We start from the raw sequence: 25,028 nt of genomic DNA, 5'->3' as shown, positions 1-25,028 counted from the left end.
AGTGAAAGCCCTGGAGGATATCAGGGATATTACTTAATTAAAGGAGGTTGGTAAAATGACACGAAATGAATATGAAAATAAGATAAAAGAGTTAGGTATAAATTTGCAAGAATTTAATATTGTTATTGGAAGAAAAACTAATGTACCAATTTCAACAGGTTGTTACTTTGAAGATGGAAATTGGATTTTGTATGATGTGGATGAAAGACAAAATTTTTCAATTATCGAAAAGGATAATGAGGATCCAATTTTTAAATTTTTATATATGATAACGATGGGGAAAATAGGGAAGTAGAATTATTGGAGATAATCCATTTGATTTGAAAATCAGACTACTTATCCAAAGCACCAAAACCATTGCATGCCTTGGTAATATAGTTAAGATTATCGAAAAAGAAATCCGTATTTCACTAGAATAAAATGAAACCTTGAGTGGCTAAAGCCATTCAAGGTTTTTTAATAAAATGGACAGTTTTAAATCTTTGTATGATACCTATGATGGTTAGCAGGTAATTTGGAAATACGAACTGATTCTGCTCTTGTATTTAAATGGAAAGATATTATAGTGGTTGTAGTATAGGTGTTAGCATACATAAAAACAAAGTATGAATTTAATCAATCAGTAGGGCATTTGTTAAGCAAGGGTACAATGGTACTTAAACAAAAAGTAGGTGTAATGAATGGCAGGCAGAAGAATGGTAGACAGATGGGAAGACGATAACAAGATTTTTATGAGTTTAGCTATTAAGAAAAGAGTATTACCGAGTCTGTATGGCGGTATTATTGGAGACATGCTTGGTGTCCCAGTTGAATTTAAAAAAAGAGGGACGTTTACTATTGATGATATAACGGGATATGGAACGTATAATCAGCCACCAGGCACTTGGTCGGATGATACTTCGTTAACTTTATGTTTAATTGAAAACTTAATTGAAAAAAGCGATTCAGCGGAGCTAATACAAAAATTCGTTCAGTATATGGAATCTGGTTATTGGACACCACATCATGAAATGTTCGATATTGGCAGAACGACCAGTGAAGCCATAACCAAGTTTAAAAGTGGAACGCCAGCGCCAGAATGTGGAGGAAATGCAATGTTTGATAATGGGAATGGGGCGTTGATGAGGATCGCTCCAGTAGCATTTATCCTTATTAATAACTTTAATTTCATTGGAAAAATCCAAACCATTAAAAAGTATACGGAAGTAACCCATGCACATCCGCGTTCTGTGGTAGGTTCCATTATTCATGTCGAGTTTTTACTTAGACTTTATTATAATAATTCTCCTGAAGATGCAATAAGACAAACAAAAAAACTTTTTGATGAGAATTTTGATAAAGATCATATATACCAAAAAGAGCTACAATCCTATTCAAGAATTTTTGAAGAAGATTTCTTTTCATTACCACAAGAAGAAATTCAGTCAGATGGTTATGTCGTTCATACGTTGGAAGCAGCCATTTGGTGCTTAGGAAATTCAGATTCGTTTAGCGATGCCGTTTTAAAAGCAGTGAATCTAGGGGATGATACGGATACAGTAGGTGCCATTACGGGAACATTGGCAGGTATGTACTATAAAATGGACGACATTCCTAAAGAATGGCTTGAGAAAATCACCAGAAAAGAAGATATTGATAAATTAATCGAGAAATTCCTTAGTTTTTGTGCAGATAAAGCAATTAAAGAAGAGTATGGAGATTGATGTAAATCACCCATATTAAATATAAAAAAACCCCTATAAAAGACTTTTATAGGGGTTTTTTATGTCCAGAATCCAGTATATGCTATGTTAAACGGGAAGCGAAGTAGTTTGAATTTGGGTGATAGAAAAATTAAATAATGGAGTGGAGAAATGATAAGAAAAGGTGAGTATACGATCTATAATGGGAAAGAGTATAGATTCATAGAATCTAAAAGCAAAGGATTTATAGAACTAATAAGCAATAACAAGGAAGACATGAACTATGGATTTATCCATTATAAAGATAATATTTATACAAAAGTTATTTCCTTAAATGAAGTAGAAAAGCTATTTTTAATTCATTCTTTTGCAAAATATAAAGGAGAATTATTTGGAGCTTCTAATGGTGGAAATGGAAAAATTCTTCTATCAACTCCTCATTTAAAACTAGCTGAAAGATATGGCTTTAAACGTACAGATAAATATCTTTATTCTAAAAAGGTAAATTTAGATGAAGTTGAAATAATAGAAGAGCGAAAACTCTTCTCGTTAGATTAAATATAAATCGTAACAATCAGTAAGACTTACGAAGAGATACAGGATACAAGTGTTATCTAAATGAAAAATTTAAATTAACTTAAGAAAAAGATTACAGATCAAAAAAATCGTGAATTTTTTGGAAAGAAACGGAGGGGATTAAGGGATGAGTAATCTGAAAAAGGGAGAGTTAGAAATAGAAGGTGTTTTTATTTTTCCTAACTGTAAATTAGATGATATAAAAACAAAAGAATCTTCAAGTATGTTTAAATCTATAACCCTTGATAGTCATAATAAATCTTTAAGGTTTTTAAAGGCACCTAAATTAGGTAGCAAATATTTTAATGTCCGATTATCATTTGAAAATAATTTAATATCGGGAATTAATTTGAAAGTAAATGATCCATCCATTAACCAATGGGACTATGAAGAAAAACTATCTCAGCATGGTGAATGGCTTACAGAGCAAATTGGGTATCCAGATGGTATATTGTCTGAAAATGTATTTGAATGGGGTAAGATTACACAATGGTATGATCCAAGGTCATGTGATGTAGGAATCAGCATACTATATTTTCAAAGATAAAAAGAAAAAGGTGTATATCTGAATCGTGTAAAAAGATAACTCAGATTTTATATTTCTTGAGGTGAAGCATATAAAAGAAAATGAACATAATTAGAGGGGAAGGGAATTAATTTGAAAAAGTTGGAATTGGAGAAATTATTAATTAAAGATAATGTTCCAAAAAATCTATATAGCCTTAATGGTGGACTACCTAATGAGGTACTTTGCTTAAATAAAAGAGATAATATTTTGGAAGTCTATTATAGTGAACGTGGGTTGAAATCACATTTAAAGAAATTTGATACAGAAGATGAAGCATGTGAATATTTTTATAAAACAGTTTTGGAACTTCTGAATTAATATTCATTTTTCAATACAAGATATTAAATAAGAACAAGTTAGACGAGGTGAAGCTAAAGATGAAATATGCCATATATAATCATAAGGATTACCTCTTGAATATCCGTAACGACAGGTTAAGACTAAGAACCCATGAACCTGAACAAGGATTTCGTGAACTGGTTGATCAAACAGGGAATATGACAAATCTGTTTATCAAGGATGTGACTAAAGAGGAAGTTGATTTAGTTTATGAACTAAAGTTTTTGGTAGCTTACAAAGGTAAAGAGTTTGAGCCATATTCATTGGGCAGGCATATCTTGGATGAAAATGAGATTTCGTTATTTAGTATGGATAGTAATGATGTAGACTGCTATGGATTCGAAAAGCAAGAGCAATTTGTTTTTAAAAAGGACGTGCCTCTTGACGACATAGAAGCGATTATTGAGATGAAAAAACCAATATTAATATTTGAAGATTTACCTGAAAGTAGGAAGGTTATACCAAGGGGAGAAACTAGAGACTTTATAATGAAGCTGGATAGTTTATACAATGGAAATTCCTAAAGAACTAATATAAATAAGGGTCTAGCGGGCTTATCAAGCTGGAATCTATTCAGGTGGAGAGAATCAAATTTTTGTGTCGGAACCTTGGGAAGTAAGTATTTAAAAGTGGTGGATGAAGTTCCAATAAAATGACTGTATTATGGGGGATAAACTTGGAGCAAACATTATTAGTTATTAAAGATGCTTATGTTCGTTTGGTGAAAATATTAACAAAAGAAAAAAAAGATTTAGAACATATAATACGACAAGCTAAAGCCTCAATTGAGTTGATTGAAATATGCTTATTGGATTGTGAATCAGCAGAGCAATATCGTAAAACTATGATGGAATTGAGTAGCATCTATCGTGAGATAGATAAACCTAGAGTGGGTTTATCTGATTATTTTATTTGGGATGATAACTATGACAAGAGAATCGTTGCTAATAATGAATTAGATGGAATAAAAGATATTTTATTAAAAGAATTTAAAAGGGACATTTAATTTTATCAAGAGTATTTCCCGCTAATAAAAGACTTTAACATAAGTTGAAATGATTGTTTCCAGATGAATGAAATGCAATTAAATTTTGATGATAATTACTACCTCAAAATGGAGGAACCTATGATAAGAAAAGGAAAGTATGCAATACATAATGGTAGCGAGTATAGTTTTAGTCTACTGAAAGATAAGTCTATAAGGTTAATAAGTAATAAACATGCTGATTTATCTCAAGGCTTCAAACATTTAGATGAAAATATCTATATAAAAAATGTTTCTGTAGAAGAGGTAGAAAATTTATTTAAGATAAATTCAAAGGCAAAATATAAGGGAGAGTTATTTTCTGCATCTGAAGATGGAAAAACAGGTAAAGTGCTGTTGGATACCACCAACACTGAACTTGCCAAAAAGATGGGGTTTGAAAGAACAGATAAATATATGTACTCCAAATATGTGGAATGGGATGAAGTGGAGATAATCGAAGAAAGGAAGCCCTATTCGTTAGATTAATTTCCCCGTTAAAAAGCCCTTGAGGTTAAGGGCCTTTTTTATGAGGGGCATAAACTAAAGGCAACGAATCAGCCCCAGTTATTTAGTAATGCAGTATTCTTCCGTTACAATGTCGGCAAAGGTGCCTGAATTATAACAGCTTAAGCAGAGCCTGTGCACCTGTTAGGATAAGCCCTATTATAAAACCACAGACCGCTCCGTTCACACGAATCCATTGTAAGTCTTTTCCTACACCATTTTCCATCATATCAATCAGCGTTTCATTGTCTAGCTTATCTAAATTTTCTTGTACAAGATTGCCGATCTGCGTATGATTATTTTCAATGAGAACAGTAATTTGTTTCTGTATCCAATGATCGATGTGGGTGCTATTTTCTTTAATATTGTCTAGTATGTGATGAATCATTGGATTCAGATAAGTATCCATGAAATGTTCATTTTCGACGAAATCCAATGCTTCTTGTTGAATTTGTTTTAGACTTCCCGTTATTGTCGCCTCAGGTTCCCATTTTGTTAGAAGTTGTTTTTTCCATTTTTCAACTCCTTCTAACAGTTCCCGGTTATGGTTAATGCCTTGTATCTCTTTCCTGATATATAAGATTAAAGCTTCTCTATTCGGTTCGTTCTCGTTTTGTAAATTATTTACGACACTTAATAACAGGTTTTGTATGATATTCCCAAGTTTATCTTCGTTAAGTAGGCTTTGAATGGATTTAACGGCAAACTGAAGCATACCTTCCAGTTCAATCTTACTGAGTACATCCATGGAAACCGTGCCAAGTCGGTGACTGGTTTGTTTTTTTCTTAACCAATCTTCAGCTTTTTTCAAAACATGATCCAAAGCCTTCTTATCAAACTCTTCGTTAAGTAACTGTGAACTTACTAAATGTAGAATTTTACTCATGTCTATGTTAGAAAGTGATGCTTTAATTTTTTTTGCAACGAAAGGTGTAATCTTTTCAATATCTATATAACCAATCATTTGCTTGATAAGTTTAATCAGGACTTTTCTAAAAGTATCACTTTGTATCTCTTTTAATAAAATAGGGATCAATTTTTCAGTAAAAGGAATATGTTTTACTTTGTCCTGAATACTTTCCTTAGAAAGCCAGTCGTTTTTTAACATCGAAACAAGTGCATTTGTCATTCTTTTACGATTGTTGGGCAAAAGCGCTGTATGGGGGATTGGTAATCCAAGCGGATGGCGGAATAATGCAGTGACTGCAAACCAATCTGCCAACCCGCCAACTAAACCAGCTTCAAACCCTCCATGTAATAAATCTAGCGGCAATGAACCTTGAAATGGAGTGGTTGCAATATAACCCGCCCCCATGATAATTAGTGAATATCTAGCTATTTTTCTTGACGATTTTATTTTTGGTGACATTATATTCTCTCATCCTTAAAATGAAATTCAGTTACTATTAACGAATCATCTATTTGTTTAATGTTTTACTTTATCTAGTAGTATAGCAGGTAGTTCAAAAAAATACTCCCAACAAAGGCAGTAAGTTCATTTATTGGGGAATGGGAAAATCACTTATTAAGACCACAATCATTGATATTTTCCTTTGAATTTCAAAGATGCGGATGGTTGATTCACAATAAAAAAAAGCCGATTTAATCAATCGGCTTTTTTTTATTCATTTAATGAAAAGAGTTTTTGGTTCATCTCCAACATATTATGATGCGTCTGTTTTTATAGTATTATTTTTAACGGTCCCTACATTTTTCTTATCTTTCATACGACTGAAGATATAGGCTAGAACGGAACCTGATATATTATGCCAAACACTGAAAATGGCACTAGGTACAGCGGCTAAAGGTGAGAAATGTGCTGTTGCTATAGCTACACCTAAACCAGAGTTCTGCATACCAACCTCCATTGCAACAGCTTTCTGTTTTGCTAAATCCATCCCGCATAAACGAGCAAAGAAAAAGCCGAGTAAAAAACCAAGAACATTATGAAGAACGACTACTGCAAAAATAAGCAAGCCTGTTTTAGCCAGCTGAGCTTGGCTGCCAGCTACTACGGCTGATACGATCAGAACGATAGAAATGACAGATACTAGAGGTAAAGCCTTTGCACCAGCCTCTGCCTGTTTACCAAAAAACTTTTTAACAATGAATCCAAGCATCAGTGGGATAATCACCACTTGAATTATGGAAATGAATAAAGACCCAATACTGATATTGACCCATTTACTTGCCAAGAGCAGAATAAGCAGGGGAGTTACGATAGGCGCTAGAATAGTGGAAACAGAAGCAATGGCAACTGCAAGCGCAACATTCCCTCTCGCAAGAAACACCATGACATTTGAAGCTGTTCCACTAGGGCAACACCCTACCAAAATAACACCAACAGCCACTTCTTTGGGCAAATCGAACCCTATTGCTAATACAAATGCCAATAATGGCATAATGATGAAATGTCCTGCTACCCCTAATGCAACTTCTTTCGGACGTCGGAAAACTTCTTTAAAATCCGCTGCTGATAAAGTAAGTCCCATGCCAAACATGACAATTCCTAATAATGGAACAATATAGTCTCCTATCCATATAAAATGATTAGGTGAGATATACGCAATAACTGCAAATATAATGACCCATAAGGTAAACGTTTTACCAGCAAATCCGCTGATTTTCTCTACTAAACCCATAGTGACCTCCTAGATGTTTTAAAATAAATCAATTATAGTTTATATTCAGAATATTTGAAACCTTTTTTTTGAACTGTAATTCTCTAGCGCTGAAATAGTATGAATATGATGGTTAACAAAGAAAAAGCGGATAGGTTTTAGATATTCTGTTCACTTTTATCCTTTTTCTTTTTTTTGAAAAATAAGAGGGGTGCAAATTATTGGCATACTAATTTTATGGAAAGTAGTTACAGGTTTTCTAGAGTAGGAAATAGTATTTTGTTGTTTTACAGGATTAATTATTGCTATTGTATGTTTAGCCAGTGTTATAAAAGAAGTGGAGAGGTGGTTTCTTTGATACATATATTAATTGCGGATGATGATCGGCATATTCGGGAGTTGCTTAAATTTCACTTGGAAAAGGAAGGGTACATGGTCTCAGAAGCGAAGGACGGGAATGAAGCTTCCTTGATACTGGAGAAGGAACGGATCCATCTAGCGGTTGTTGATATTATGATGCCGTTTAAAAACGGACTGGATCTTTGTAAGGAAATCCGGGATCAATATGATCTGCCGGTCATTTTATTGACAGCTAAAGATCAGCTTATCGATAAGGAAAAGGGGTACTTTGCGGGTACGGATGATTATCTCGTAAAGCCATTTGAGCCACGGGAACTTCTATTTCGGATAAAAGCGCTATTGCGAAGGTACCGTATGGTGAATTCTGAATCCATATCATTGAATCAAACGGTTATTGACCGTAAAAGTTATGAAGTGCGAATAAAGGGGAATACGTTGCTCCTGCCGCTCAAGGAATTTGAGCTTTTAGCTCAGCTGGGGAGTTTTCCTGATCAGGTCTTTACACGTGAGCAGCTAATTGAACTGGTGTGGGGTGCTGATTTTGAAGGGGATGATCGGACGGTTGATGTCCATATTAAACGGTTAAGGGAACGTTTTACCGGGCGTACCGATGATTTTATGATAACGACTGTCCGTGGCTTAGGTTATAAACTGGAGGTCAATAAAAAGTGAAAACACTTTATTTCAGGATTGTTATTCAAACCATTTTGATCATGGTGCTTGCCAGTGTCATCGCTTTTTTAATTTCCAATGTCTATTATCATAAGGTTCAGAAACCACACAATGGCGAGAAGATAAGCAAAGTTGCTGCTGATATCGTCTCCTTATATGAAGAAAATCCAGGTCAGGATATTGATGCGTTTTTAAATCATATAGCAGGATTGCACTATCAAATGTATTTATTTAATGAGCAGGGTGAAGGGACTTTATATGGGGAGCCGTTTCGAGAAACAGCTTTGGATTCAGACACGATTTCAGGAGTTTTGAACGGGAAAACCTATCAAGGGATTGCTAATTATAATAATGGGCTGTTTATTACGGGGTTTTTTGAGGATGTATTAATCAATAGCGTTGGGGTCCCAATTAATGTGGATGGCGAGAAATATGCCTTGTTTGTAAGGCCGAATATAGAACTGCAGTTTGGAGAGTTCCGCTTTTTCCTTGCTGTTTTGCTCGTACTTACGCTCCTACTCAGTTTTTTATTTGTTATTATTAACACGCGTTTCATTGTTAAGCCAATTACGAAATTAACGGAAGCAACAAAGAGAATCGCTGATGGGGATTATAGTAGTGAATTGAATGTCACCCGAAGCGATGAGATAGGGGATTTGGCACAGCATTTCTCGAAAATGACTCAAAGCATACAGCGGTTAGATGAAATGAGACAGGAGTTCGTATCGAATGTATCTCATGAAATTCAATCTCCGCTTGCATCCATCCAAGGTTTTTCTCAAACCCTCCAATCGGAGGAATTAACAAAAGAACAAAGAAATCAGTACTTGTCCATTATTGAAAAAGAAAGCAGGCGCATGTCGTTGTTAAGCAAACAGCTGCTCATGCTTGCTTCGTTGGATAAAGAGGATGACCCGCTGCAACGGTCTAGTTTTGATTTAGCACAACAAATAAGGCAAGTGATGTTTATGCTGGAATGGAATTGGCGGGAAAAAGATATGGTGATCGAAATGGATTTGCCTTCAACCGTCATTTTTGCAGATGAGAAACTTTTAAATCAAGTATGGACCAATTTGATAACCAACAGTATTAAGTACTCTGATATCGGTAGTTCGATTGTTATTCAAATCAAGAAAATAGATGGCTTTGTAGAAGTGAAGATTGCGGACACGGGTATGGGAATTCCAGAAGAAGACCTCCCTTATATCCTTGATCGCTTTTATAAAGTTGATAAAGTGAGAAATCGCAGTGAAACAGGCAGTGGCTTAGGACTTTCGATAACGAAGAAGCTGATTGAACTACATGGCGGAACGATTGAGGTTCAAAGCGATCTTGGCAAAGGGACCACTTTTTATATCCGGTTGCCCCTAATGTAATCATTCGTTCATCTTCCATTCATATTGATTGATTACAATCAATTCATACCGGTTGAAGTACATCTGGATCGGTAACAAAAGGAATGGGAGATGAAATAATGTTTTTAGCAATACGTGAACTAAAGCATTCAAAGTTACGTTATCTGCTGATTGGACTGATTATGGTATTGGTCGCTTTGCTTGTCTTTATCATTTCAGGATTAGCTAATGGACTTTCTTCAGATAATGCTTCATCCATACAAAATATGAAGGCCGACTATTTCGTTATGGAGCATGACTCTAAAAATAAATTGAACCGATCGATCATATCCATGGAAAAGCTAGATGAAATCCGGGCTTCATCGGATGTTAAAGCAGCCGAAGGTCTTGGGCAAATGATGATCACATTGAATAAAATCGGATCATCGGAGAAAACGGATGTCACTATATTTGCGACCGATGCCAGTGGGATTTTAGCACCGAAGGTCATAGAAGGAACGAACTATGACAATAAGAAACAAGGTGAAGTCGTTGCAGATCGTTCTTTAAAAGAAGTGGGTTATAAATTGGGTGATTCACTTAAAGATGACCTATCAGGTAAGGTTTTCACCATTGTTGGTTTTACTGAAAAGCAATCTTACAGCCATTCACCGGTAGTTTACATGAATGTTAAGGGGTGGCGGGAGATTAATCCTGCATTGAAAAATCAAGAGAAAGATTCAATCAGCACAATAGCCGTGCAAATGGATTCGAAGGCAGAAGAAAATGTACGTGAATCATTGCCTGAAGACCTAACGCTCATTTCGAAAGATGAATCACTTCAGAGTATACCAGGGTTCAAAGAGGAACAGGGTACATTGACGATGATGATCGCCTTCTTGTTTGTCATAGCAGCATTCGTTTTGGCTGTATTCTTTTATGTGATTACCTTGCAGAAGACGAATCAATTTGGTGTCCTTAAGGCACTCGGGGCCAATACGGGTTACCTGGCAAAAAGTATCGTTGGTCAGGTAATGCTGCTTGCCGTGGCATGCATAGCCATTAGTGTTGCACTGACATATGGCGTCACTTTAATTATGCCAGAAGGAATGCCATTTGAATTGAGTACCAACTTGGTTATTAAATATTCCGTGTTACTTTTGGTTGTATCCGTATTGGGTTCACTGCTATCACTATATCGAGTAGCGAAGATAGATGCGATTGAAGCAATAGGGAGGGTATCATGATGGGGGATAAACTATTATTTGAAAACGTCAGTAAGATTTATGGGGAAGGCGATAATAAGGTGACAGCCCTTGATAATATTTCCCTGAATGTGAGAGCGGGGGAATTCGTCGCCATCGTGGGTCCATCAGGCTCAGGAAAAAGTACTTTTCTTTCCATAGCAGGTGCGTTACTTTCCCCGAGTAAAGGTCGTTTACTTTTGAATAATGAGGATATTACATCACTATCTTCAAAGGAATTGACTCGAGTGCGTCTTGAAAAGATCGGGTTTGTATTCCAATCGTCGAATCTTGTGCCATATCTAACCGTACGAGATCAGCTTCTGCTACTTTCTGAACTGAATGGCAAGCGAGATAAAAAGACTATGAAAAAAGCGGACGAATTGCTTAGCCACCTTGGACTTGGACATCGGGCAGGTCACTTGCCGGAAGCACTGTCGGGTGGTGAGCGGCAGCGTGTAGCCATCGCCCGTTCACTGATGAATGATCCAGAAATCATTTTAGCGGATGAACCAACCGCAAGTCTTGATTCCAAAAGAGGCAGGGATGTTGTTGAAATGCTTGCACATGAGGTGAAATCAAGAAATAAAGCGGCCATAATGGTAACGCACGATGAAAGAATGTTAGATTTATGTGATCGAGTGGTCAATATTACAGATGGCAAGGTATTTGGATGAAGTTATACGTAAAACACACTCTCAATAAGCGATAAATAGGCCACCGTTTCTCCAAAGGAATTAGGAGAGGCGGCGGCCTATTTATCGCTTGAATTGGAACCTAGTAATCGTCAGTAAGCAGCTGAAATACTAGTCGTTACTTTATATAAACGGCCTGCAATTATGTATCATATTTTGCTTAGATCCCAGATGTTCATCTTCGGATTAATCATGTTTTTTCATTTTAAAGAACAAACAATGATAGGTTGCTTTTACACCTGATTCATCTCGGTATTCTGTGTCGTATATGTTGATTAACTCTCGAAAAAGGGAAGGGCGCTGGCAGTAGTTTTCTTTGTTGCTGTTAGCTGCACCAATCTTTTTAATTGAAGTGAAAAATTCACGTACTGTCTGAAAGTACTCTAGTTCAAGCTTTTCCATTTTTGTTATCTCGATTGGAGATGCTGATGAAAAGGGGAGCGCTTCTTCACAAACTTGGGATAATTCTTCTAGTGTGTAAAACATTTGGCCTGGTGAACTATCAATGGAAAGTTGAAGCTTTTCTTTCGCATGTTCATATGACCTATGAAGCTCTTGAAAGGTATCATTTCCGAACGTTGAAAATATCAGGCTTCCTTCAGCCGTTAATCGTGCAATCAATTTTTCAAGGGTTGCAGGAAGATTATTCAGCCATTGAAATGTTGCATTAGAAATAATCAAGTCGTAATTTTCATTAGGCGCCATTTCTTCGATATCAGTACATAAAAATGTAACACGGTCTTCTTTTGTCATTCCTTTCGCCACTTCAACCATTCCTGGGGCCAAATCAACAGCCGTAATAGCAGCATTAGGGAATGTTTTGACGAGTAACCTCGTTAAGTAACCCGTGCCGCAGCCAATTTCAAGTATATTGATTCTATGATTGGCGTTTTTTTTAGGAAGCAAATCCACTAATTGTTTTGCCATGTTTTTTTGAACATTGGCATACGCATCATATGTTTTCGCGTGTTCACTGAACCGCTTACTTAACAATTGTTTATCTATCATGAATGTACTCCTTTTGAATAAATGTTTTTATATGCTCCATACATTCCTGTGGTTTTGTAAAAAATGGAATATGACCAGCGCCTTCAATAATATGAACCTCGGCTTTCCCACCCAGATTTTCTTTAATGAAGGATGAGGCTTCGAGTGGACAAATTTTGTCTTCTCTCCCATGAATCAATATAAAGGGGGCTTCAATCCGGTCGAGTCCTGCTCTAGCATCTTTCTGAATTAGATAATCCAAACCAATAAGAAGCGAAAACACATCATCACCATGAAACTCTCGTTGAATTGTCGTGATGAATTGATGATAAAAACCTTCTTCTTTTTCAGCTTCGGAAAACATTGCTTCATAGAAAGAAATCAAAGTCTTCTCTTTATTGTGCTGCAGCTGTTTCTTCATGCGCTCGACCATTCGTGGATCCCAGCCAAATGAATAATTTTCTCCTGTGGTAAAGCGACTTGTTGCACCAAAAAGGATAAAACCTTTTATTTTTTCTCGATACGAACTTGAAAGTTCAAGTGATACTATTGTTCCTAAAGACCAGCTCAGTATATAAACAGGACCATCGATGGAAGCGATTGTTTCTATGACTCGTTCTTCAAAGTCATTTAGTGTTTTCATATCTTTCCATTCTATAAATGAGAGGTGAAATACTTCTGACAGTGGTTTGATTAACGGTTGAAACGCATCTTTTTCCATTCCCCATCCAGGAAGCATGACTAAATTCGGCTGTTTCATTTAATAACACCCATTTCTTTTCCAATGATCGAAACTTTTTCAACTGCCCAATCAAGATCTTTTTTATCGTGGAGAGCTGTTACGGTAAAACGGATTCTCGCCTCATTTTCCGGAACGGTCGGCGGCCTGACAGCAATAGCCGCAATTCCTTCTTTCTGCAAACGTGTGGCAAATTCCATCGCTTTTTCGTTTTCCCCGATGACGATAGGAACAATTTGTGATCGACTTCCGCAAATATTAAACCCGTAATATGTGAGTTCTTCTCTAAAGTGTTCTGAATGTGTTTGGAGCAGTGAGCGGCGTTCTGGTTCTTGCTGTACAATTTCTATCGCTGTTTTTATAGCACCGAGTATGGCCGGGGGGAGTGCAGTTGAATATATGAATCCGCGCATGCGATTTTTTAAATAGTCGATGAGCCATTTTTTCCCGACGACATAGGCCCCGAATGAACCGAGCGCTTTACTGAATGTTCCCATTTGGATATCTATTTTATTTTGAAGATGGAGATGACCGGCATAACCTTCACCATTTTTCCCGTAGATGCCGCTTCCGTGTGCTTCATCAGTCATTAACATTGCGTTATAACGTTCTTTTAACCGAACAAGGTCTTCAAGATAAGCAAAGTCACCGTCCATGCTGAAGACCGTATCCGTCACGATTAATTTACGTGCTTCCATCGATGATTTTTTCAATAATGCTTCTAAATGATCTAAATCATTATGACGATAGCGCAGATGCTTTGCACGGCTTAAAAGAGCTCCATCGACAATGCTTGCATGATTCAACTTATCGCTATAAATAATATCGTTACGGGACAGCAGAGTGGAGATAATTCCAAGGTTCGCGTTATATCCACTGTTAATAATGAGTCCTGCTTCGGCTTTCTTCCAATTGACAAGAGCTTGTTCCGCCTGCTCGTAAAGAGGATGATTGCCAATAATTAAACGTGAAGCCGTTGCTCCTGCACCATATGTATGTACTGCATCTACCATAGCCTTTTTCAGCCGCTCATCTCCTGCATATCCTAAATAGTTATTAGAAGCTAGATTTAGCATCCTGCACCCGTTGATCATAAGCCATGGCTGCTCGGCGAATTCCGTTGAAACGAGTTCACGTTTTTGCGATATCTCTTCTAGATAAGCCAGTTCTGTCTTAATTTTTTCTTCCCAACTAGGTAATTGTTTTTCACTGTGCATGGCCATTCTCCTTTTTATATGTTAACTAAAAATAATATAGGTTAACATATAAAACATTCTAATCATGACTCAATGAAACTGTCAAGCTTTGAAAAGGAACATGATAAAATTGATTATCCATTAAACTAGGAGAAATCAAGGGGTGAAAAAAGACACTTATCATAAGCGTGCTGATTGGTTATTTGAACCAAGTCGAGGAGCATGAAACTAGCATAAAAATAGGTTAATGAGAAGAAGGATTAATGATACTTTCATTGAATAGTGGCTTTGTTAAGCTAATGTATAAAAGAGCTTATTGAAAATTAGTACCTTTGCATGTATTAAGCTCGTTCATTGAAGATAATCTAACTTCCAAGGTAGTCTTTTTGTTAAACCTTCAAATCTTTGAAGGATTAAATGAAATTCCATGTTACTATAGAGCAGTGAATTTAACAGATTCACATTAACCATTACATAAAGGAAGGGTAATAAATATGAAAAAGATTTCTTTAGATGTTTTCTTTATACTAATAGGAGCTTTTATTTTCGCTTTGGCAATAAATCTTTTCGTCATTCCTAATGAACTTGGTGAGGGAGGAGTCACGGGGATAACCATCATTTTATTTTATCTTTTTGAATGGTCACCGGGGCTGTTAAGTTTGATTATTAACGCTTTCCTGCTCATTGTCGGTTATAAATATTTGTCGAAATTAACAACGGTATATACAATCATAGCCGTTGCATTTAATTCACTTTTCCTTCATTTAACCGAAAGTTGGACGATATCTTCAGATGAATTGGTCATCAATGCGATATTTGGCGGGGTTTTTGCCGGTGCAGGAATAGGCATGATCATTCGTGTTGGAGGTACTACTGCCGGTACGACGATACTAGCCCGAATTACGAATAAGTATTTGGGATGGAGCTTAAGCTATGGACTTCTGTTTTTCGATTTAATCGTTGCGTTCTCATCTTATTTCATCATTGGTGCAGAGGGTCTGATGCTTACTATCCTTATGCTTTATATTGGAACAAAAACGATGGAATTCATCATTGAGGGATTGAATCCGAAAAAAGCGATTACCATCATTTCAAAAGAAGCGGACCTGATTGCAAAACAAGTAACCGAATTGATGGACCGGGGGGTCACTGTTTTTAGCGGTCATGGATACTATACAAAAGCATCCAAGGATATTTTATATATCGTTATAAGTAAGCAAGAGGTACTAAAGTTAAAGAGAATAGTGAAGTCAACGGATAGCAATGCTTTTATTGCCATACATGATGTTCGGGACGTATTTGGTGAAGGATTCCTGGATATTTCAAAGTCCTGATGCGAATTCTCGGGAGGCGGATATGGTATAAGCGAAATGAAAAGGCCTAATAGGCCTTTTTATTTTGCAATGCAAAAAATCTGTAAATTCCGAATAATTTGTTATATTATGTAAGTAAGAAACCACACACCCTGAGGAGTGCAGCCATTAAATGTGGAGGTGTCTAAGATGATCCTTTTAAAAGTGGATGACAGAAAGTTTGGGAAAAGCAATATCAAGTACAGTGTCGTTGATAAGGAAACGAATGAATTGATCATTAGTGGTGTGTTTAAAGAATTTGGACAAGCAAGCGATAAATATTATGAATTGAAGGATGAATACGGTTCATCCAATGTGAAGATGATATTGAAGTGAAAAGAGGGGGACCGACGGGTTTCCCTTTTTTCGTGTAATGCCAGGAATGAAAATGGCCCGTACAATAAATAACCGGATAAAGGAATAATCAAAGGTTTCTGAATCATATAATTAAGTTAAGAAGGTTCTTAACATCCTTTTTTTACAATATACTACAATTTTATTGTAAAGTATGGAATTTGGTGGTAATATAAAGCCCATAAATGTAAACGTTTGCAAGGAGTTTTGTGAGGAGGTGATGTAAAAGAAGCACGATAGATTACGAGTTTTGTAGAATGAAAGGCTTTTATTTTACTATTTTATGCAAACGTTTTCTTAAAATTGCATGAATATTATGAGAAAAAGGGAGAGTCGGTAGGCATGAAACGTAAAAAATGGTACGGGGGAATCTTTACTGTTTTATTAATTTTTAGTGTGATTTTGGCTGGATGCTCTTCTTCAACTGGTGGAAACAGCGACTCAAAGGATGTCGTGACGCTGGATATATTTCAATTCAAGGTAGAATTCAAGTCGCAATTCGAGACATTGGCAAAACAATATGAAAAAGAAAACCCAGATGTGAAGATCAAGGTATCGACAGTTGGCGGCGGAAATGATTATAAATCAGCCATTACGGCAAAGTTCGCTTCAGGTGAGGAACCAGCGGTTTTTAACATTGGCGGCCCGGTAGATGTCGAACAATATAAAGATAGATTAACAGATTTAAAGGACACGAAGGCTGCTGCTGCAGCACTTGACGGTACTTTGGATGGCGTGGAAGAGGACGGGCAGGTCCTTGGACTTCCATTTAACCAGGAAGGATACGGCTTGATTTATAACAAACGGATATTTAAAGAAGCCGGAATTAATCCTGATGAAATTACAAGTTATACAGCCTTAGAGGCGGCAGTTAAGAAAATGGATTCACAAAAAGACAAATTGAAAATCGATGCAGTTTTCGCTTATCCGGTCAAAGAGAAGTGGGTGACAGGAAACCATTTATCCAATGTATTTTTAGCACCGGAGTTTGATGGGAATGTGTTAGAAGCTAGCAAGGCTCCAACGGTTAAATTCACGGATGGTGACAAGTTTAAACAACTGGTCGATATCCAAAATAAATATTCCGTCCAGCCGACAGCGAGCCTCGATTACTCCCAACAAGTGGAAGAGCTGTTCTCACTTGAAAAGGTTGCGATCATTCAGCAAGGTAACTGGGTGTATAACACGGTGTATGATATGGACCCTGAGTTAGCTGAAAAGGGAATTGGCATCATCCCGATTCCAAATGGAGACTCTGCAGGCATGCCGGTCGGCGTACCGAACTATTGGGCAGTGAACAAGAAATCGGATGAAAAGGTACAGGAAGCAGCGAAGAAGTTCCTCGACTGGCTGTATACATCCGAAGAAGGGAAAAAAGCCGTTTTGGAAGATTTTAAATTCATTCCTGCATATGAAGGATATGATGTAGAAAAAATTGCCGATCCAATTTCAAAAGAAATTTATAAATACTCCCAAGAAGGAAACACGATTGGGTGGGTGTTTAACGGATATCCGGTTGGTTGGAATGATGATCTTGGAGCAAGTGTCCAAAAATACGTAACTGGTAAATTGACTTGGGAGGAACTTGTCCAACAGAACATTGAAAATTGGGAGAAGATTCATAGCAAATAAGTATTGGGAAATGTAAGTGACCAATCGGCATGAAAAGTGTGTCGATTGGTTGTTCCTTGATATAGAAAAGTCAATTAGGGATGCCTCAACAAGGGATTCAGCAAATAACCCAGTCATGATCTAAAACCCATTAACTATTAAATCATTTTAAGGAGGTCGGTTTCGTTGAGAAATCGGGATGCCGCATATTGGCTGTTTTTGACACCTGTTCTTGCTGCACTCATTTTGGTTGTGATCGTGCCACTCATCTACGGATTTTATTATTCCTTTACGAATTGGAACGGTTTAGGGACGCCGGATTTCATCGGTCTTAAGAATTATATAGACTTGTTTACGGATAAAGGGTTCCTTGATACATTTTGGTTCACCATTAAATTTTCCGTAGCCGCAATTGTGGTAATCAATGTCATCGGATTAAGTTTGGCTCTCATCGTGACTTCGAAAATTAAATCAAGCAACATACTGCGGACAGTTTTCTTTATGCCCAATTTAATTGGCGGCTTGATTCTCGGCTTTATTTGGCAGTTCATTTTTATTAAGGTCTTCGGTGCGATTGGTGATTTGACTGGGATCGAAGCATTTAATGGATGGTTATCAACGACTGATACAGGTTTTTGGGGATTGATCATTTTAACGTCTTGGCAAATGGCCGGATATATCATGATCATTTATATTGCCTATCTGCAGGCTGTTCCTGAAGACTTGATCGAAGCGGCAAAAATTGATGGAGCTAACAGCTTCCAGCGTTTTCGTCATATAACTTTTCCACTAGTGGCACCTGCTTTTACCGTCAGTTTGTTTTTGACGCTTTCCCACTCGTTCAAGATCTATGATCAAAATCTTTCTTTGACGAATGGAGCTCCCTATAATTCAACTGAAATGGTTGCGATGAACATTGTAAAATCCGCCTTCACCGAAAACGATATGGCATATGCACAAGCAAAAGCCGTTATCTTTTTCGTAATCGTGGCGGTCGTTTCGTTGACACAAGTCTATTTCAATAAAAAACGGGAGGTTGAGCTGTAATGAGGGGAAAATGGAAATTGTGGCTGATTGGATTCATCGGATTCATTTTGGCCATATTATGGCTCACTCCGTTTTATTTAATGATTGTCAATGCCTTTAAAATGAAACGGGATATATTTGCCGACACACTGGGACTGCCTGAAACCTGGACATTCGAAAACTTCATTCAAGCTTTCGAGCAATTGGATTTCCTCCGGACTTTATTCAATTCTTTATTGATATCGGGCGTCAGTGTAGTCATCATCATCATTTTTTCTGCGATGGCAGCATACGCTCTTTCCCGAAACAAAAGTAAAATAAGTTCCCTGCTTTTCTTTGTGTTTGTAGCAGCTATGCTGATCCCGTTTCAGTCTGTGATGATACCGCTCGTTGCCCAATTCGGACAGCTTGGGATGTTGAACAAGGCCGGACTGATTTTCATGTATTTAGGTTTTGGCTGCAGTCTTTCCATATTCCTATATCATGGTACCTTAAAAGGGATTCCCATCTCACTTGATGAGGCAGCAAAGATTGATGGTGCTAACCGGTTTCAAGTATTTTGGTATATCATATTTCCATTATTAAAACCGATGTCCATTACAGTTGGGATCTTAAATGTAATTTGGATATGGAATGACTATTTGTTGCCATCCCTTGTTATTGGCGGCGCAGGATCTGAGACCATACCACTTAAATTATTCTTCTTTTTCGGTCAATATACGAAGCAATGGCATCTCGCCTTGGCTGGACTTACTTTATCCATCATTCCAGTCATCATTGCGTACTTTTTTGCTCAGAGGCAAATTATCAAAGGAATTGCAGATGGAGCCGTTAAATAACTATTTAAATATAGGGAATATTAAACCATGTGCGGTGAACGGGGAGTGTTGATGAATTTGTCTGTTACTATAAAAGACGTTGCCAAAAAAGCGAATGTCGCTCCATCAACGGTATCGCGTGTAATCCATAACAGTCCAACAATCAGTGAAAAGACAAAGCGTAAAGTACGCAAGGTATTAAAGGAAATGGGCTATCATATGAATGAAAATGCCCGGAACTTAGTCACGAAGTCAACTAAGGCCATTGGGATCGTTATGAAAAGTTCGGCAAGGGAATCACTTTACAATCCCTTTTTTCCAGAAGTGATCCGAGGCATCGGGGATTTCTGTAATAAAGAAGGGTACAGTCTTTCTCTGACAACCGGCGAGACGGAGGATGCCATCTTTGAGGATGTAGTGAAAATGGTTCAGGGCAGAAGAGTGGATGGCATGATTGTTTTGTACTCTAAAAAGGAAGATAAAGTGGTGCCGTATTTATTAAAGCAGGGCTTCCCGTTTGTTTTGATTGGGAAGCCCAGTACGAACATGAGCGGTATCACATTCATTGATAATGATAATGTTCAAGCGGCCAGGGAAGTATCGGAGTTTGTACTCAGTCTTGGACATGAGCGAATCGTCTTCTTAGGGGGCAGTCCCGAGTTTGAGGTGATTCAAGACCGCTTGACAGGCTTTCAACAAGCGATGGAACAGGCCGGGTTGGATGTGCCACAGGAATATATCAAATTGATTCCTTTAAATCGAACGGATGGAATTAACGCCATTGACGAATTGCTGGAATTGAAAGAGGCTCCAACCGCTTTTTTGGTTATGGATCTTTTATTGGGTGTTCTCTTGCTGGGAGTGTTAGCTGAAAAGAACTTGAAAGTACCACAGCAAATAAGCGTCGTCTGTTTTAATCACTCAGAATTCATAGAATTTTTAAGTACGCCGCTGACAACGGTTGACATCCATACGTATCAGTTAGGGTATGAGGCGGCAAAATGCGTGTTCGATTTAATTGCAAATCCGGAAATGATGGAAAAGAGTATCATGATTCCTACCAAAATCATAAAGCGGGAGTCGCATTTTGTTGCTGAAAAGGAAATTAAATGAAAAATGTAGAAATGTTTTACTAATTAAAGCTTGATTTTTGCTAACATAAATTTACAATATAGATTATCACTATTATTTTTGAAAATTCATACTTTCTGGAGTCGATAAGTATGTTCTTATATTTTGATCAGGCCAAACGCAAACGTTTGCGTTAGGAAATAAAGAGGTAATAGTTAAACATACAAAGCAAGTTGCCGTGAAATGAATCTTGAAATGGAGGAGGTTGTTCATGAGAGTCCTAGTATGGAATGAGTTTCGCCACGAGAAATCAAAGCCTGAAGTAGCCGGAGTATATCCGGATGGTATCCATGGTGCAATTGCCGGCTTTTTACAAAGTGAGCAGGTCGAGGTAAGGACCGCCACTCTCGATGAAGAAGAGCATGGGTTAACTGAAGAAGCACTGAAACGAACCGATGTACTTCTATGGTGGGGGCATGTTGCACACGATGAAGTTCAGGATGAAATCATTGCAAGGGTTCATAAGCGAGTACTCGAGGGAATGGGTCTCATCGTCCTCCATTCTGGTCATTTTTCAAAGATCTTCAAACGATTAATGGGCACGACTTGCGATTTGAAATGGCGGGTGGCGGATGAAAGAGAACGGCTCTGGGTTGTCGATCCCAGTCATCCCATCGTTGATGGAATCGGAGAATATATAGAGCTTGAGAAGGAAGAAATGTACGGGGAACATTTTGATATTCCTGCACCAGATCAATTAATTTTCGTCAGTTGGTTTGAAGGTGGGGAGATATTCAGAAGCGGTTGCACGTATCAGCGGGGCAAAGGGAGGATTTTCTACTTCCGTCCAGGTCATGAAACATATCCTACCTACCATAATCCGGAGATTCAACGAGTAATTAAGAATGCCGTTGATTGGGTCAAGCCGGAAACTGGAATGGTAACGAACTATGGGAAAGCCGAACCGTTGGAATCCATCTCAGGCAAAGAGATGAAGTGAAGGAGAGAACAAAATGGGCAAAGTGAAGGTAGGAGTCATTGGATGCGGGAGTATCGCAAAAAACAGGCATTTTCCGGAGTATGATGCACATCAGGAAACTGAGATCATTGCCGTTTGTGATATTGTGCTGGACCGGGCGAATGCAGCAGCACAAAGGTATGGCGCGCAAGCATATACTGATTATATAGAACTTTTGAAGAATGAGGAGATTGAAGCGATCAGTGTATGTACACCGAATTACCTGCATGCACGCATCACAGTTGCGGCCTTGGAAGCTGGTAAGCATGTCCTTTGTGAGAAACCAATGGCTACTTCTTTGGTAGACGCTGAAAAAATGAATGCAGCAGCAGCGAAAAGTGGCAAAATACTAATGATTGGTCATAATCAGCGTTTTGTTCCCTCTCATCAAAAAGCGAAACAGCTTATTGAGAGCGGGGAGGTAGGGAAGGTCTATAGCTTCCGGACGGCATTTGGACATTCCGGGCCGGAAACCTGGAGCGTGGACGGACTGGAAAGCTGGTTTTTTAAGAAGGATCAGGCAGTCATTGGTGCAATGGGCGATTTAGGCGTTCATAAAGCTGATTTATTACGGTTTATCCTTGGAGAAGAATTTGTTGAAGTGGGAGCTTTTGTGGAAACGACTGCCAAGAAAAATACAGACGTTGATGACAGTGCGGCCTGTATCCTCAGGACGGAGAGCGGTATCATCGGAACTCTTACCGCCAGCTGGTCTTATGCAAAAGAAGACAATGCTACAGTCATTTATGCGGAAAAAGCGGTATTGCGCCTTGAAGACGATCCGAAATACTCACTGATCATCCATCATGATAATGGAAAGACAGAAACCATCCAATTAGGAAGCATCCAGACTAATGACTCAGAAGGACAGCATGATTCCGAAGTAATCAGCCACTTTGTAAAATGTGTGGTGGACAATGAGGAGCCTCTTGTCTCAGGAGTTGAAGGATTAAAATCATTAAAAGTCATTCTTGGCGCGATGGAATCAAATGCATCCCGAAAAATCATCCGCTTATAAAGGGGTTAAAAGTCATTATGTACAAATTAAAAATGGGTATTATCGGTGCTGGCGGAATTGCCCAAAAAAGGCATATCCCAGCTTTTCAAAAATTTCAAGATAAAGTGGTTTTATATGCCATTCAGGATATAGATGAAATGAAGGCGCGAGAAGTGGCGCGTGAATTTCATATCGAGAAGGTTTTCACCAATTATGAAGAAATGTTTGCTGAAGTGGATGCCGTTACGATTGCAACGCCAAACAAGTTCCATGCGGAGATTTCCATTGCTGCTCTGCAAGCGGGTGTACATGTGTTATGCGAAAAGCCAATGGCCATTACAACTGAGGAATGTATAGCAATAACCGAGGCTGCAAACATATCGGGTAAAGTTTTATCGACTGCTTATCATTACCGCTTCATGAAGGAAGCCCAGGCCGCAAAGAAAATGATTCAGGCCGGTGAAATCGGTGAACCATATGTAGCGCGTGTACAGGCAATCAGACGACGTAAAGTCCCTGGCTGGGGAGTGTTTACAAGCAAGGAATTGCAAGGCGGGGGAAGCGTGATCGATTACGGCTGCCATTTGCTTGATTTGGCGTTATGGCTGATGGATGACCCAGAACCGATTGAAATCGTAGGTTCGACATATAATTATGTCAGTAAGGGTGTCGATCAGGTCAATTTATGGGGGAATTTCGATGCCTCGGTATTTGAAGTGGATGACCATGCCACGGCATATATCAAATTTGCCAACGGAGCATCCCTATTATTCGAAACATCTTGGGCCGCGAATATCCGTGAAGAAGCCACAGTTTTGAGTTTATCAGGAACGCAGGGCGGACTTGATGTGTTCCCGTTGGTCTTGAATCAGGCTAAGCACGGCATGCTTCTAAATAGTGAGGCAGTATGGATGCCAGGGGAGGATACACCAGACCTGCAACAGGCAGAGAACTTTATTAATAGCTGCCTGGGGTTGGCAGAACCATTGGTTAAACCATCGGAAGCCATGAAAGTTTCAAAAATAATCGAAGCCATTTATCAAAGCTCGGCAAGTGGGAAGGTCATGAGCATAAATTAATGAAAAGGTGAGGTGGGGCTTGTGAAATTAGGGATTTTTACAGTACTATTTGCTCAAAAATCATTCGAGGATATGCTTGATTATGTCGCGGATTCCGGATTAAAAACAGTTGAAATCGGTACAGGCGGGTATCCAGGAAATATCCACTGTCCACTCGATGAACTGCTGGAAAGTGAAGAAAAACGTCAAAAATACCTCGAATCCGTTCAAACAAGAGGGTTAACAATCAGTGCATTCAGCTGCCACGGCAATCCAATCTCTCCAGATGAAGCATTCGCTAAAGAAAGTGATGAAACACTGATTAAAACAATAAAACTTGCATCCTTGCTGAACGTCCCGGTCGTCAATACCTTTTCTGGTACAGCTGGTGATCACGAAGGAGCAAAATATCCAAACTGGCCTATCGCCCCATGGCCGAATGAGTATACAGATGTGCTGAAATGGCAATGGGAAGAAAAATTGATCCCCTATTGGAAAAAAGCAGCCGCCATTGCCGATGAGCACAATATAAAAATCGGACTTGAACTGCATGGGGGCTTTCTCGTCCACACACCCTACACCTTGTTAAAACTGCGGGAAGCTACATCTGATGCAATAGGTGCCAACCTTGATCCAAGCCATCTTTGGTGGCAGGGCATCGAACCAGTCGGGGCCATCAAAATCCTAGGGAAAGCGGGAGCAATCTACCACTTCCACGCTAAAGACACATACTTGGATCAGGATAACATCAATATGTATGGATTAACTGACATGCAGCCATATGGAAATATCCAGAGCCGTGCCTGGAACTTTCGCTCTGTAGGATGCGGCCACAGCCTGCAAGAGTGGTCCGACATCATGAGTGCCCTTCGCACATATGGTTACGATTACGTCGTCAGCATCGAACACGAAGATCCGCTAATGTCAGTTGAAGAAGGATTCCAACGGGCCGTAACCAATCTGAAAACTGTACTCATCAACGAAAGCCCAACTGATTTATGGTGGGTATAATTTGTAGCCGATATCGAGCAGCCTATTGCAGGTTGCTTTTTATTTTGGCCCTTACTCGCGTAAAAGTGAAATTTCAAGAGTAAAAGTGTGAAACTTACGAGTAAAAGTGCGAAATACACGAGTAAAAGCGCGAAACTCACGAGTAAATCAGCAAAACTACGAATAAAA

At 38.4% G+C, this 25,028-nt stretch carries 27 protein-coding genes; 22 read left to right on the top strand and 5 right to left on the bottom strand.

The annotated features are described in order from the left end of the window. Positions 1 to 55: 55 nt before the first annotated feature. The 8 genes from BS1321_RS09995 to BS1321_RS09960 all read left to right on the top strand — a co-directional run bounded on the left by BS1321_RS09995 (position 56) and on the right by BS1321_RS09960 (position 4,678). Positions 56 to 295, top strand: a complete 240-nt coding sequence (locus BS1321_RS09995; RefSeq protein WP_063235272.1) for a hypothetical protein — start codon at positions 56 to 58, stop codon at positions 293 to 295. A gap of 385 nt (positions 296 to 680) precedes the next feature. Beyond that, positions 681 to 1,703, top strand: coding sequence for an ADP-ribosylglycohydrolase family protein (locus BS1321_RS09990; protein ID WP_063235273.1), 1,023 nt, complete (start codon positions 681 to 683; stop codon positions 1,701 to 1,703). A 150-nt stretch (positions 1,704 to 1,853) separates the two neighbouring features. Continuing rightward, entirely contained in the window at positions 1,854 to 2,240 is a 387-nt protein-coding gene (locus BS1321_RS09985; protein ID WP_063235274.1) for a hypothetical protein, read from the top strand. Between the two features lie 145 nt (positions 2,241 to 2,385). Then, on the top strand, positions 2,386 to 2,805 hold the full coding sequence (locus BS1321_RS09980) for a hypothetical protein (protein WP_063235275.1): 420 nt from the start codon (positions 2,386 to 2,388) through the stop codon (positions 2,803 to 2,805). A 111-nt stretch (positions 2,806 to 2,916) separates the two neighbouring features. Then, the gene (locus tag BS1321_RS09975) at positions 2,917 to 3,144 is read left to right on the top strand and encodes a hypothetical protein (RefSeq protein WP_063235276.1); all 228 of its coding nucleotides are present in this window, start codon (positions 2,917 to 2,919) and stop codon (positions 3,142 to 3,144) included. A 59-nt stretch (positions 3,145 to 3,203) separates the two neighbouring features. Continuing rightward, positions 3,204 to 3,689 (top strand): hypothetical protein, encoded by a 486-nt coding sequence (locus tag BS1321_RS09970; RefSeq protein WP_063235277.1) that lies wholly within the window; start codon positions 3,204 to 3,206, stop codon positions 3,687 to 3,689. A gap of 152 nt (positions 3,690 to 3,841) precedes the next feature. After that, on the top strand, positions 3,842 to 4,171 hold the full coding sequence (locus BS1321_RS09965) for a hypothetical protein (RefSeq protein WP_063235278.1): 330 nt from the start codon (positions 3,842 to 3,844) through the stop codon (positions 4,169 to 4,171). Positions 4,172 to 4,291: 120 nt separating this feature from the next. Next, the gene (locus BS1321_RS09960; protein WP_063235279.1) at positions 4,292 to 4,678 is read left to right on the top strand and encodes a hypothetical protein; all 387 of its coding nucleotides are present in this window, start codon (positions 4,292 to 4,294) and stop codon (positions 4,676 to 4,678) included. Between the two features lie 130 nt (positions 4,679 to 4,808). Here BS1321_RS09960 and BS1321_RS09955 read toward each other — a convergent pair whose 3' ends face one another. Next, positions 4,809 to 6,065, bottom strand: coding sequence for a DUF445 domain-containing protein (locus BS1321_RS09955; protein WP_069981772.1), 1,257 nt, complete (start codon positions 6,063 to 6,065; stop codon positions 4,809 to 4,811). Between the two features lie 295 nt (positions 6,066 to 6,360). Further along, on the bottom strand, positions 6,361 to 7,338 hold the full coding sequence (locus BS1321_RS09950) for a bile acid:sodium symporter family protein (RefSeq protein WP_063235281.1): 978 nt from the start codon (positions 7,336 to 7,338) through the stop codon (positions 6,361 to 6,363). A 291-nt stretch (positions 7,339 to 7,629) separates the two neighbouring features. Here BS1321_RS09950 and BS1321_RS09945 point away from each other — a divergent pair, with 291 nt between their 5' ends. From BS1321_RS09945 to BS1321_RS09930, 4 genes are all read left to right on the top strand, one after another. Then, positions 7,630 to 8,349 carry a response regulator transcription factor gene (locus tag BS1321_RS09945; RefSeq protein ID WP_063235282.1) on the top strand — a complete coding sequence of 240 codons (720 nt, stop codon included), beginning with the start codon at positions 7,630 to 7,632 and terminating at the stop codon, positions 8,347 to 8,349. Beyond that, on the top strand, positions 8,346 to 9,725 hold the full coding sequence (locus BS1321_RS09940; RefSeq protein ID WP_063235283.1) for a sensor histidine kinase: 1,380 nt from the start codon (positions 8,346 to 8,348) through the stop codon (positions 9,723 to 9,725). Before BS1321_RS09945 ends, BS1321_RS09940 begins: the two co-directional genes overlap by 4 nt. A gap of 98 nt (positions 9,726 to 9,823) precedes the next feature. Then, positions 9,824 to 10,930 carry an ABC transporter permease gene (locus BS1321_RS09935; RefSeq protein WP_063235284.1) on the top strand — a complete coding sequence of 369 codons (1,107 nt, stop codon included), beginning with the start codon at positions 9,824 to 9,826 and terminating at the stop codon, positions 10,928 to 10,930. Beyond that, positions 10,927 to 11,604, top strand: a complete 678-nt coding sequence (locus tag BS1321_RS09930) for an ABC transporter ATP-binding protein (protein ID WP_063235285.1) — start codon at positions 10,927 to 10,929, stop codon at positions 11,602 to 11,604. Before BS1321_RS09935 ends, BS1321_RS09930 begins: the two co-directional genes overlap by 4 nt. Positions 11,605 to 11,808: 204 nt before the next feature. On the opposite strand, the gene bioC is transcribed toward BS1321_RS09930, so the two are convergent. The 3 genes from bioC to bioF are packed head-to-tail and all read right to left on the bottom strand — an operon-like array spanning position 11,809 to position 14,565. Further along, entirely contained in the window at positions 11,809 to 12,630 is an 822-nt protein-coding gene (gene bioC, locus BS1321_RS09925) for a malonyl-ACP O-methyltransferase BioC (protein WP_063235286.1), read from the bottom strand. Then, a complete protein-coding gene (locus BS1321_RS09920; RefSeq protein WP_063235287.1) occupies positions 12,620 to 13,369 on the bottom strand; it encodes an alpha/beta fold hydrolase in 750 nt (249 codons plus the stop codon). The genes bioC and BS1321_RS09920 overlap by 11 nt, the downstream gene beginning before the upstream one ends. Continuing rightward, positions 13,366 to 14,565 (bottom strand): 8-amino-7-oxononanoate synthase, encoded by a 1,200-nt coding sequence (bioF, locus tag BS1321_RS09915; protein ID WP_063235288.1) that lies wholly within the window; start codon positions 14,563 to 14,565, stop codon positions 13,366 to 13,368. The genes BS1321_RS09920 and bioF overlap by 4 nt, the downstream gene beginning before the upstream one ends. Positions 14,566 to 15,038: 473 nt before the next feature. Between bioF and BS1321_RS09910 the strand changes: the two genes are divergently transcribed. From BS1321_RS09910 to BS1321_RS09865, 10 genes are all read left to right on the top strand, one after another. Then, positions 15,039 to 15,878: a YitT family protein gene (locus BS1321_RS09910; RefSeq protein ID WP_063235289.1), complete on the top strand. Its 840-nt coding sequence runs from the start codon at positions 15,039 to 15,041 to the stop codon at positions 15,876 to 15,878. A gap of 168 nt (positions 15,879 to 16,046) precedes the next feature. Then, positions 16,047 to 16,232: a hypothetical protein gene (locus BS1321_RS09905; RefSeq protein ID WP_063235290.1), complete on the top strand. Its 186-nt coding sequence runs from the start codon at positions 16,047 to 16,049 to the stop codon at positions 16,230 to 16,232. A 360-nt stretch (positions 16,233 to 16,592) separates the two neighbouring features. Then, positions 16,593 to 17,882 carry an ABC transporter substrate-binding protein gene (locus BS1321_RS09900; RefSeq protein WP_063235291.1) on the top strand — a complete coding sequence of 430 codons (1,290 nt, stop codon included), beginning with the start codon at positions 16,593 to 16,595 and terminating at the stop codon, positions 17,880 to 17,882. Between the two features lie 165 nt (positions 17,883 to 18,047). Next, positions 18,048 to 18,908 (top strand): carbohydrate ABC transporter permease, encoded by an 861-nt coding sequence (locus BS1321_RS09895; RefSeq protein ID WP_063235292.1) that lies wholly within the window; start codon positions 18,048 to 18,050, stop codon positions 18,906 to 18,908. Beyond that, complete coding sequence (locus tag BS1321_RS09890) at positions 18,908 to 19,726, top strand: carbohydrate ABC transporter permease (protein WP_063235293.1); 819 nt, start codon at positions 18,908 to 18,910, stop codon at positions 19,724 to 19,726. The genes BS1321_RS09895 and BS1321_RS09890 overlap by 1 nt, the downstream gene beginning before the upstream one ends. 57 nt (positions 19,727 to 19,783) lie before the next feature. Then, positions 19,784 to 20,818 carry a LacI family DNA-binding transcriptional regulator gene (locus BS1321_RS09885; RefSeq protein WP_063235345.1) on the top strand — a complete coding sequence of 345 codons (1,035 nt, stop codon included), beginning with the start codon at positions 19,784 to 19,786 and terminating at the stop codon, positions 20,816 to 20,818. A gap of 229 nt (positions 20,819 to 21,047) precedes the next feature. Then, entirely contained in the window at positions 21,048 to 21,776 is a 729-nt protein-coding gene (locus BS1321_RS09880) for a ThuA domain-containing protein (protein ID WP_063235294.1), read from the top strand. Between the two features lie 13 nt (positions 21,777 to 21,789). Then, positions 21,790 to 22,812 (top strand): Gfo/Idh/MocA family protein, encoded by a 1,023-nt coding sequence (locus tag BS1321_RS09875; RefSeq protein ID WP_063235295.1) that lies wholly within the window; start codon positions 21,790 to 21,792, stop codon positions 22,810 to 22,812. Positions 22,813 to 22,829: 17 nt separating this feature from the next. Continuing rightward, a complete protein-coding gene (locus BS1321_RS09870; protein ID WP_063235296.1) occupies positions 22,830 to 23,870 on the top strand; it encodes a Gfo/Idh/MocA family protein in 1,041 nt (346 codons plus the stop codon). A gap of 21 nt (positions 23,871 to 23,891) precedes the next feature. After that, on the top strand, positions 23,892 to 24,860 hold the full coding sequence (locus BS1321_RS09865; protein ID WP_063235297.1) for a sugar phosphate isomerase/epimerase family protein: 969 nt from the start codon (positions 23,892 to 23,894) through the stop codon (positions 24,858 to 24,860). Positions 24,861 to 25,028: the final 168 nt, after the last annotated feature.

It is taken from the genome of Peribacillus simplex NBRC 15720 = DSM 1321 (assembly GCF_002243645.1).
Classification (GTDB): Bacteria; Bacillota; Bacilli; order Bacillales; family DSM-1321; genus Peribacillus; species Peribacillus simplex.
The sequence above is the reverse complement of the archived record's forward strand: the minus strand, read 5'-3'. Positions and strand labels throughout refer to the sequence as shown.

What these genes read in the sequence shown, in the direction of transcription:
- BS1321_RS09935 (WP_063235284.1), top strand. Translation starts at nt 9,824, where the DNA reads ATGTTTTTAGCAATACGTGAACTAAAGCATTCAAAGTTACGTTATCTG.
- BS1321_RS09910 (WP_063235289.1), top strand. Translation starts at nt 15,039, where the DNA reads ATGAAAAAGATTTCTTTAGATGTTTTCTTTATACTAATAGGAGCTTTT.
- BS1321_RS09900 (WP_063235291.1), top strand. Translation starts at nt 16,593, where the DNA reads ATGAAACGTAAAAAATGGTACGGGGGAATCTTTACTGTTTTATTAATT.
- BS1321_RS09950 (WP_063235281.1), bottom strand. Translation starts at nt 7,338, where the DNA reads ATGGGTTTAGTAGAGAAAATCAGCGGATTTGCTGGTAAAACGTTTACC.
- BS1321_RS09875 (WP_063235295.1), top strand. Translation starts at nt 21,790, where the DNA reads ATGGGCAAAGTGAAGGTAGGAGTCATTGGATGCGGGAGTATCGCAAAA.
- BS1321_RS09970 (WP_063235277.1), top strand. Translation starts at nt 3,204, where the DNA reads ATGAAATATGCCATATATAATCATAAGGATTACCTCTTGAATATCCGT.
- BS1321_RS09990 (WP_063235273.1), top strand. Translation starts at nt 681, where the DNA reads ATGGCAGGCAGAAGAATGGTAGACAGATGGGAAGACGATAACAAGATT.
- BS1321_RS09920 (WP_063235287.1), bottom strand. Translation starts at nt 13,369, where the DNA reads ATGAAACAGCCGAATTTAGTCATGCTTCCTGGATGGGGAATGGAAAAA.
- BS1321_RS09870 (WP_063235296.1), top strand. Translation starts at nt 22,830, where the DNA reads ATGTACAAATTAAAAATGGGTATTATCGGTGCTGGCGGAATTGCCCAA.
- BS1321_RS09880 (WP_063235294.1), top strand. Translation starts at nt 21,048, where the DNA reads ATGAGAGTCCTAGTATGGAATGAGTTTCGCCACGAGAAATCAAAGCCT.
- BS1321_RS09980 (WP_063235275.1), top strand. Translation starts at nt 2,386, where the DNA reads ATGAGTAATCTGAAAAAGGGAGAGTTAGAAATAGAAGGTGTTTTTATT.
- BS1321_RS09890 (WP_063235293.1), top strand. Translation starts at nt 18,908, where the DNA reads ATGAGGGGAAAATGGAAATTGTGGCTGATTGGATTCATCGGATTCATT.
- BS1321_RS09985 (WP_063235274.1), top strand. Translation starts at nt 1,854, where the DNA reads ATGATAAGAAAAGGTGAGTATACGATCTATAATGGGAAAGAGTATAGA.
- BS1321_RS09960 (WP_063235279.1), top strand. Translation starts at nt 4,292, where the DNA reads ATGATAAGAAAAGGAAAGTATGCAATACATAATGGTAGCGAGTATAGT.
- BS1321_RS09930 (WP_063235285.1), top strand. Translation starts at nt 10,927, where the DNA reads ATGATGGGGGATAAACTATTATTTGAAAACGTCAGTAAGATTTATGGG.
- BS1321_RS09995 (WP_063235272.1), top strand. Translation starts at nt 56, where the DNA reads ATGACACGAAATGAATATGAAAATAAGATAAAAGAGTTAGGTATAAAT.
- BS1321_RS09905 (WP_063235290.1), top strand. Translation starts at nt 16,047, where the DNA reads ATGATCCTTTTAAAAGTGGATGACAGAAAGTTTGGGAAAAGCAATATC.
- BS1321_RS09945 (WP_063235282.1), top strand. Translation starts at nt 7,630, where the DNA reads ATGTTTAGCCAGTGTTATAAAAGAAGTGGAGAGGTGGTTTCTTTGATA.
- bioC (WP_063235286.1), bottom strand. Translation starts at nt 12,630, where the DNA reads ATGATAGATAAACAATTGTTAAGTAAGCGGTTCAGTGAACACGCGAAA.
- bioF (WP_063235288.1), bottom strand. Translation starts at nt 14,565, where the DNA reads ATGCACAGTGAAAAACAATTACCTAGTTGGGAAGAAAAAATTAAGACA.
- BS1321_RS09955 (WP_069981772.1), bottom strand. Translation starts at nt 6,065, where the DNA reads ATGTCACCAAAAATAAAATCGTCAAGAAAAATAGCTAGATATTCACTA.